12 protein-coding genes are annotated in these 8184 nt (G+C 61.7%); all 12 read right to left on the reverse strand.

The genetic code is table 11. The features are described 5' to 3' along the window. On the reverse strand, nucleotides 1-1529 hold a 1529-nt coding region (locus tag Q0J74_RS09170; RefSeq protein ID WP_297213681.1), incomplete at its 3' end, for a polyribonucleotide nucleotidyltransferase. Between the two features lie 303 nt (nucleotides 1530-1832). Then, a complete protein-coding gene (rpsO, locus tag Q0J74_RS09175; RefSeq protein ID WP_130869671.1) occupies nucleotides 1833-2099 on the reverse strand; it encodes a 30S ribosomal protein S15 in 267 nt (88 codons plus the stop codon). A gap of 168 nt (nucleotides 2100-2267) precedes the next feature. Beyond that, nucleotides 2268-2792 (reverse strand): nitroreductase family protein, encoded by a 525-nt coding sequence (locus tag Q0J74_RS09180; RefSeq protein WP_297213685.1) that lies wholly within the window; start codon nucleotides 2790-2792, stop codon nucleotides 2268-2270. Nucleotides 2793-2833: 41 nt separating this feature from the next. Continuing rightward, complete coding sequence (locus Q0J74_RS09185; RefSeq protein WP_297213689.1) at nucleotides 2834-4114, reverse strand: HlyC/CorC family transporter; 1281 nt, start codon at nucleotides 4112-4114, stop codon at nucleotides 2834-2836. A gap of 221 nt (nucleotides 4115-4335) precedes the next feature. Then, nucleotides 4336-4653, reverse strand: a complete 318-nt coding sequence (locus Q0J74_RS09190) for a TM2 domain-containing protein (protein WP_297213693.1) — start codon at nucleotides 4651-4653, stop codon at nucleotides 4336-4338. Between the two features lie 17 nt (nucleotides 4654-4670). Continuing rightward, nucleotides 4671-5030, reverse strand: coding sequence for a DUF2752 domain-containing protein (locus Q0J74_RS09195; RefSeq protein ID WP_297213696.1), 360 nt, complete (start codon nucleotides 5028-5030; stop codon nucleotides 4671-4673). Between the two features lie 123 nt (nucleotides 5031-5153). Beyond that, nucleotides 5154-5495 (reverse strand): 50S ribosomal protein L17, encoded by a 342-nt coding sequence (gene rplQ, locus Q0J74_RS09200; protein WP_297213699.1) that lies wholly within the window; start codon nucleotides 5493-5495, stop codon nucleotides 5154-5156. A 130-nt stretch (nucleotides 5496-5625) separates the two neighbouring features. Further along, nucleotides 5626-6573 (reverse strand): DNA-directed RNA polymerase subunit alpha, encoded by a 948-nt coding sequence (locus Q0J74_RS09205; RefSeq protein ID WP_297213702.1) that lies wholly within the window; start codon nucleotides 6571-6573, stop codon nucleotides 5626-5628. Between the two features lie 80 nt (nucleotides 6574-6653). Continuing rightward, on the reverse strand, nucleotides 6654-7265 hold the full coding sequence (rpsD, locus tag Q0J74_RS09210) for a 30S ribosomal protein S4 (protein ID WP_297213705.1): 612 nt from the start codon (nucleotides 7263-7265) through the stop codon (nucleotides 6654-6656). 18 nt (nucleotides 7266-7283) lie between these two features. Beyond that, nucleotides 7284-7685 carry a 30S ribosomal protein S11 gene (rpsK, locus tag Q0J74_RS09215; RefSeq protein ID WP_007494608.1) on the reverse strand — a complete coding sequence of 134 codons (402 nt, stop codon included), beginning with the start codon at nucleotides 7683-7685 and terminating at the stop codon, nucleotides 7284-7286. Between the two features lie 15 nt (nucleotides 7686-7700). Further along, complete coding sequence (rpsM, locus tag Q0J74_RS09220; protein WP_297213709.1) at nucleotides 7701-8069, reverse strand: 30S ribosomal protein S13; 369 nt, start codon at nucleotides 8067-8069, stop codon at nucleotides 7701-7703. Between the two features lie 19 nt (nucleotides 8070-8088). Beyond that, nucleotides 8089-8184, reverse strand: a 96-nt coding sequence (gene rpmJ, locus Q0J74_RS09225; protein WP_297213711.1) for a 50S ribosomal protein L36, incomplete at its 5' end; no start/stop codon positions are given.

The raw sequence follows: 8184 nt of genomic DNA on the forward strand, positions 1-8184 counted from the left end.
ATACCGGCCTTGGTGCCGGCCACCTTGAAGTCCATCTCGCCGTGGAAGTCCTCCACGCCCTGGATGTCGATGAAGGTCTGGAAGGAGCCGTCATCGTCCTGGATGAGGCCGCAGGAGATACCCGCCACCGGGGCGGAGATGGGTACGCCGGCATCCATCAGGGCCAGGGTGGAGCCGCAGATGGAGCCCTGGGAGGTGGAGCCGTTGGAGGAGAGCACCTCGCTCACCACCCGGATGGCGTAGGGGAAGTCCTCCACCGAGGGGATGACCGGCTCCAAGGCCCGCTCGGCCAGGGCGCCGTGGCCCTTCTCCCGGCGGTTGGTGGACCGGGCGGCACGGGCCTCACCGGTGGAGTAGGCGGGGAAGTTGTAGTGGTGCATGTACCGCTTCTCCTCCTCCTCCCAGATGGTATCCAGCTTCTGGGCGGCGGAGAGGGTGTTCAGGGTGCAGATGGACAGCACCTGGGTCTGGCCGCGGGTAAAGAGGCCGGAGCCGTGAACCCGGGGCAGCACGCCCACCTCGGCGGCCAGGGGCCGGATCTCATTCTTGGCGCGGCCGTCCACCCGGTGGCCCTCCAGCAGCCAGGCCTTGACAATCTTCTTCTGGAATTTGTAGGTGATCTCCTCCAGGTACTTGTCCATCTCGGGATAGTCCTCCAGGAAGAGTTCATGCCAGTGCTCGATGAGGGCGTTCCACCGCTCCTCCCGCACGTTCTTGTCGTCGGTGTCCATGGCGGCGCGGGCCTCGTCCATGGTGGCCTCCACAATCTTGTCAAACAGCTCCTGGTCAAAGTCGGCGTGGTCGTAGCTCATCTTCTCCCGGCCAATTTCCGCCACAATCTGGTTGATGAAGGCCACCTGAGCCTTGATCTCCTCGTGGGCCTTCACGATGGCGTCATACATGATGTCGTCGGGCAGCTGATTGGCGCCGGCCTCAATCATGATCACCTTCTTGTCGGTGGCGGCCACGGTCAGGTCCAGCTGGGAGGCATGCTTCTGCTCGTTGGTGGGGTTCATCACAATCTGGCCGTCCACATAGCCCACCTCCAGGCAGCCGATGGGACCGGCCCAGGGGATGCAGGAGTAGGCCAGGCAGGCGGATACGCCGATCATGGCGGTGACCTCGGGGGAGCAGTCCCGGTCCACACTCATCACCGTGGCGGTAACCACCACGTCGTTGCGGAAGTCGTAGGGGAACAGGGGCCGGATGGACCGGTCAATGACTCGGGACGCCAGCACGGCGGGCAGAGAGGGCTGCCCCTCCCGGCGCATAAAGGAGCCGGGAATCCGGCCCACAGCGTACAGCTTCTCCTCAAAGTCCACAGAGAGGGGGAAGAAGTCCACCCCGTCCCGGGGGCGGGGAGAGACGGTGACGGCCACCAGCACGGTGGTCTCCCCGTAAGTCACCATGGCGGACGCGGTGGCCAGCTCCGCCACCTTGCCCACGTCGATGGTCAGGGGACGGCCGGCCACCTCGGTCTTGTACACCTTGCGGTTGGTGAATTCCTTGTGCTTGATAATGGTTGACATGCGAGTTCTGCCTCCTTTTCGTCGGTGTCTCCCACACATCAGAGCCGGGCTCTTTTTAGCACTTGAACCCACGCCCGGACTCCAGGCCCAGGTTCAACTGCTAAAAAGCGCGCTCTGACGGAAGGGAAGAAGGGGTGGCACGGTGTCCCGCGCCACCCCTATCCTTTTCTTGTCACGCTGCGGCGGCTTCGCAACGGTCAACTGCTCAACACTCTGCGAAAAATGCCGTTGGCATGCCGCCAACCTGTTTTTTCGTCTGCGTGTCTCGCTGTTGACCTGCGACCCACGCCTCCGCGCTTCCTCTTACTTACGAATACCCAGCTTGGCAATGATGGCACGATACCGCTCGATATCCTTGTCCATCAGATAGTCCAGCATCTTGCGGCGCTTACCAACCATCTTCAGCAGGCCCCGGCGGCTGTGGTTGTCGTGCTTGTGCACCTTCAGGTGCTCGGTCAGCTCCTGGATGCGGGCGGTGAGAATGGCAATCTGCACCTCGGGAGAGCCGGTGTCGGTCGGATGGGTGCGGTTGGCCTCGATGACGGCGGTCTTTTCGTCTTTGCGGATCATGGAGTTTTTCCACCTTTCAGTCAATTTGCCCGCGGGCTGCGTAACCGGCCGGTGTGAGCCGGGAAACGAAGTCCGGGGTAGCGCCTGCTTCACACAGGCTATGATAGACTATCACATTTTTCCCTTATTGTAAAGTCTCATGCGGAAATTTTCCCGGTTTTTTCTGATTCAGCGGACGTAATACACATAATTTCCCTTCCGGGGGGCGGGGGCGGGAACGGTATCCGCCCGGTAGCCCAGCACACAGTGGCCAATACCCTCGTACTCGCCCTTCACGCCCCACGCTTCCAGCAGGGCCTTGCCCTGGGGAGAGTCGAACTCCTCCCTGGCCCGGTGAATCCAGCAGGCCCCCAGGCCCACCGCCTGGGCGGCGTTGAGCAGGTTATCCATTACACAGCTGCCGTCATACACCCGGTTGACACATCCCTTGTCCGCCAGCACAATGAGCACCGTGGGCGCCCCGTAAAAGGGGTCAGCGTCCGGCGTACCCATAATGGCGGCGTTCATGCTCCGCAGGGTCTCAATGGTGTCCTTGTCCTGCACCACCACAATGATGGGGGACTGACCGCCCCGGGCGGTGGGGGCATAAGTCCCCGCCTCCACCACCTGCGCCAGCTCCTCCTCCGTGATCTGCCCGGGCTGAAAGCTGCGGCAGCTGCGGCGGTTCTTCAGATCTTCCAGTGTGCTTGCCATGGTCTTGTTCACTCCTGTTCTTATCCGTGGGCGGGGAGGGTTTACCCCTCCTTCCCCTTTTCCTTGCCCGGCTCCTCTTCCTCGGGCCGCACCACCACCCGGATTTCCAGCACCCGGCGGTGGTCCACCCGGGTCACGGTGACATCCAGTCCGTCGGAGGTGAATTGATCCCCCTCCTCCGGGATGCGGCCGATCTGCTCCATCACCCAGCCGGAGATGGTGTTGGCGTCACACTCCCCCTTGATGGAGAACAGGTCGAACAGGTCGGTCAGATCGGCGGAGCAGGAGATGAGGTAACTGCCGTCTTCCTGCTTGCGGAACTCCTCAATGACCTCGTCGTGCTCGTCCCAGATCTCGCCTACCAGCTCCTCCACGATGTCCTCCAGGGTGATCAGGCCCTCGGTGCCGCCGTACTCGTCCACCACCACCACCATGTGGGCCTTCTCCCGCTGGAGGATGCGCAGCAGCTCGGAGATCTTGGTATTGCCGGTGGTATAGAGCATGGGACCCATAATGGCCTTGATATCCTCCATCCCCCGGTAGCGGGCGGCGTGGAAGTCCTTCTCGTGGATGACGCCCACGATGTCGTCGATGTCCTCATGGTACACCGGCAGGCGGGAATAGCCGCTCTCGGCAAAGGCCTGGGCAATCTCGTCCATGGTCTCGGTGTCCTCCACCGCCACAATGTCCACCCGGGGAGTGAGAATCTCATCCACCTCCAGGTCGTTGAACTCAATGGCGGAGCGAATAAGCTTGCTCTCGTGCTGGTCCAGGCCGCCCTCGCTCTCCGCCTGATCCACCATGGTCACCAGTTCCTCCTCGGTAATGCCGCTGTCATCCGATTTATGGACCAGCTTGGACAGCAGCTTCTTCCACTGGCTGAACAGGAAGTTCAGGGGGGTGAGGATGGTGCGGAACACAATGAGCAGCGGGGTGGCGAACATAGCAAACCGCTCGGGCGACTCCTTGGCCAGGCTCTTGGGGGAGACCTCGCCGAAAATCAAAATCACCACCGTCAGCACCGTGGCGGACACGGTGGGACCGGTCACGTCGTCAATCAGCCGGATGAAAAGCACCGCGCCGATGGTGGTGGCGGCGTTGTTGACAATATTGTTGCCGATGAGCAGGGTGGACAGCAGCTTGTCAAAATCCTCGGCCAACGCCAGGGTACGGGCGGCCCGCTGGTCCCCGTTGTCCGCCCAGCTCTTCAGCCGTACCCGGTTCAGGGAGGTAAAGGCGGTCTCCGTGGCGGAAAAATAGCCGGACATGATGACGCAGAAGATCAAACCCACGATCATGGCGATACTGGCACTGTCTAACATAAATGAACAATCAACTCCAACTCTTGTTTTTGATAGGAACGCGCAAAAGGACACCCCTATCCCACAGGGATAAGGCTGTCCCGCTTGCTTTTCTTTGTGTACTTGTGACTAGGCGGAGGTTCGTCCACGAGGGCTCACCGTCTCCTTTATTCCAGATTGGAGTGTAGTATACCATACCTCCCGCCAAATTGCAAGGAGAGATTGTTCCCCTTCTCCCGGACCTACCAGTCCCGCAGTGGGACCCCGTTGGCGTCGGTATTGATGACGCTGGCCAGGATCAAAATTCCCTCAATCAGCCCCCAGATGGCGCCGATGCCGAAGCAGAAGGACAGTACAATCTGGGCAATGCCCTTCCCCACATAGCCCAGATAAAAGCTGTGGACCCCCAGACCGCCCAGGAAAATGCCGAACAGGCCGGCGGCCAGCCGGGATTTCTGGCCGGGAATGTCCTGGCTGTTTCTCTGATCCAGGGGCGTGCCGCAGTTGGAGCAGAAGGAGGCGTGGTTATCCACCTGCTGCCCGCAGTTGGGGCAATACATCGCAATCGCTCCTCTCTTTATATGCCGCCCCGCCAGGGGGCGTCCAGCAGTACGGCGGCGTAATGGGCCAGAAAACCCAGCGCCAGGGTGCCGTGCAGGGCCAGGTCCAGCCGCCGGACACCGGTAAGCCGTCCGTTTTTCCAGATAGACCACGCCAGCACCGGCAGAGACCAGAACATGGGATGCAGCCGGAAGGCCGCCCCGAAATCCAGAGACAGGGCGGCCAGCACCGCCCGCCGCATCCCGCACCCCGGGCAGGGAATGCCCAGCCAAACGGTAAACAGGCATGGGACGTTCAGTAAAAGCAGGAGTCCATAGACCAGGCAGGCGGCCAGCAGCAGCCGGCGGCCCTCCAGCTTCTTTCCCACCTGGTCCACCGCCCCTCATCCCCGCTTGGATGCTTGCATTATAAGATGGACCGCCCCCTCCTGTCAAGCCGGGGCGGCCCATCCATACATGTGTAAAAAAAGGATGTGCTCCAGGCACATCCTTTTTTCTGCTTACACCAGCTGGACGATAGCCATCTCGGCGGCGTCGCCCCGGCGGGGACCGATCTTCACCACGCGGGTGTAGCCGCCGTTGCGGGTGGCATACTTGGGACCGATCTCGTCAAACAGCTTCTTGGCCACATCCTCCTTGGTCAGGTAGGACAGGGCCTTGCGGTAATTGGCCAGGCCGGGGTTCTTGGCCAGGGTGATCATCTTCTCGGCCATGGGAGCCACTTCCTTGGCGCGGGAGACGGTGGTCTTGATCTGGCCGTTCTCCAGCAGGTAGGTGGTCATGGCGCGCAGCATGGCAATGCGCTGATCGGTGGGCTTGCCCAGTTTACGATAATGAGACATGGTTTCCAACTCCTATGGCGATTCAGATTCGTCCGGAGGGAGAAGCGTTCTCCCCGAAAACAGGCGCCTGACGGCCGGCGGGTCCGGGAGGGGACGTTACATGCCCCCGAACCGCCCGTTTCCTCTGGCCTCAGTTCTCCTCGTCGGCCAGGTGCAGGCCCATCATGGCCAGCTTGTTGATAACCTCCTCCAGGCTCTTGCGGCCCAGGTTGCGCACCTTCATCATCTCATCTTCGGTCTTGGAGATCAGATCCTCCACCGTGTTGATGTTGGCCCGCTTGAGGCAGTTGAAGGAACGGACCGACAGATCCAGTTCCTCAATGGTCAGCTCCAGCACCTTGTCCCGCTGGGCCTCCGCCTTCTCCACCACCGTGGACTTGGAGCCCATGGTCTCGCTCAGGTCGGTGAAGAGAACGAAGTGGTCGCAGAGGATGCGGGCGCCCAGGCTGACCGCGTCCCGGGCGGTGATGGTCCCGTTGGTCCACACCTCCAGGGTCAGCTTGTCGAAGTCGGTCAGGTCCCCCACACGGGTGTTCTCCACCGTGTAGTTGACCTTCCGCACCGGCGTATAGATGGAATCCACCGGAATGAGCCCGATGATGGTCTGGGCGGGCTTGTTCCGGTCGGCGGGGACGTAGCCCCGGCCGTGAGACATGGTCAGTTCCATGTTCAGGCTGGCGTCGGGACCCAGGGTGGCAATGTGGAGCTCAGGGTTGAGAATCTCCACCTCGCCGTCGGCTTTGATGTCGCCGGCTGTCACCTCGCACTCGCCGCTGGCCTCGATATAGACCGTCTTTACGCCCTCGGAGTGAAGTTTGGCAATGATGCTCTTGACGTTCAGAACAATCTCCGTCACGTCCTCCTTCACGCCGGGGATGGTGGAGAACTCGTGCTGCACGCCGGCGATCTTGATGGAGGTAACCGCCGTGCCGGGCAGGGACGAGAGTAGGATGCGCCGCAGTGAGTTACCCAGAGTGGTGCCGTAGCCGCGCTCCAGAGGCTCTACCACGTATTTGCCGTAAGAGCCGTCGCCGGGGTTCTCCACACATTCGATGCGGGGCTTCTCGATTTCTACCATGTGTTACCCTCCTTTTCGCGGCCGCGGGCAATTGCCCGCAGCCATTTACAGCTCACCAATAATCGAGGGTACAATCAGTTTTACTTGGAGTACAGCTCGACGATCAGGTGCTCCTCCACGGGCAGATCCACGTCCTCGCGGACGGGCAGCTTGGTCACGGTGCCCTTCAGGGAGTTCTTCTCCCGCTCCAGCCACTGGGGGAGCAGCACGGTGGGCGCATCCTCGCCAGTCAGCTTCTTGAACTTGACGGAGGAGCGGCTGGCCTCGCGGACTTCAATGACGTCGCCCGCCTTCACCAGGAAGGAGGGGATGTCCACCCGCTGGCCGTTGACAGTAAAGTGGCCGTGGCTCACCAGCTGGCGGGCCTCACGCCGGGTGGCGGCGAAGCCCAGGCGGTACACCACGTTGTCCAGGCGGCGCTCCACCAGGATGAGCAGGTTGTCGCCGGTCTTGCCGGGCATCCGGGCGGCCTTCTCGTAGTACATCCGGAACTGCTTCTCCATCACGCCGTAGACAAATTTGACCTTCTGCTTCTCGGTGAGCTGAAGGGCATACTCGCTCTTCTTCTTCCGCATCTGGCCGCCGGGATTGCGGTTGGACTCCTGCTTGCTCTTTCCGGCGTAGCCCATGGCAGCGGGAGAAATGCCCAGCGCGCGGCAGCGCTTCACAATGGGCTGCATATTCTTTGCCATTTGTTCTTCCTCCTTCTCTTACACGCGGCGGCGCTTCGGCGGACGGCAGCCGTTGTGGGGGATGGGGGTCACGTCCTTGATCAGGGTGACCTCCAGGCCCACGGCCTGCAGGGCGCGGATGGCGGCCTCACGGCCGGCGCCGGGACCCTTCACGTACACCTCCACGGTCTTCAGCCCGTGCTCCATGGCAGCCTTGGCGGCCGTCTCGGCGGCGGTCTGCGCGGCGAAGGGGGTGGACTTACGGGACCCGCGGAAGCCCAGGCCGCCGGAGGAAGCCCAGGACAGGGCGTTGCCGCCCATATCGGTCACGGTGACCATGGTGTTGTTGAAGGAGGAACGGATGTGCACCTGGCCCTTCTCAACATTCTTGCGCTCGCGGCGCTTGCGGATAACCTTCTTACCCTTGGTAGCGGTAGCCATGTGTTTCTCCCTCCCTTACTTCTTCTTGTTGGCGACGGTGCGCTTGGGACCCTTGCGGGTGCGCGCGTTGGTCTTGGACCGCTGGCCCCGGACGGGCAGGCCCTTGCGGTGGCGCAGGCCCCGGTAGCAGCCGATCTCGGTGAGACGCTTGATGTCCATCGCCACGTCGCGGCGGAGGTCGCCTTCCACAGTGTAGCTGTGGCCGATGATCTCACGCAGCTTGGCCTCGTCGGCCTCGGTCAGGTCCTTAACCCGGGTGTCGGGGTTGATACCGGCCTCGGCCAGGATCTTATTGGCGCTGGTGCGCCCGATGCCGTAAATATAGGTCAGGCCGATCTCGACCCGCTTATCCTTGGGCAAATCAATGCCAGCAATACGTGCCATACTGTCTCAGCACCTCCTGTTAACCTTGTCTCTGCTTATGCTTGGGGTTTTCGCAAATTACCATGACCTTGCCCTTGCGCTTGATGATCTTGCACTTCTCGCACATGGGCTTCAC

The sequence above is a fragment of the uncultured Flavonifractor sp. genome (genome assembly GCF_944387675.1).
Classification (GTDB): Bacteria; Bacillota; Clostridia; order Oscillospirales; family Oscillospiraceae; genus Flavonifractor.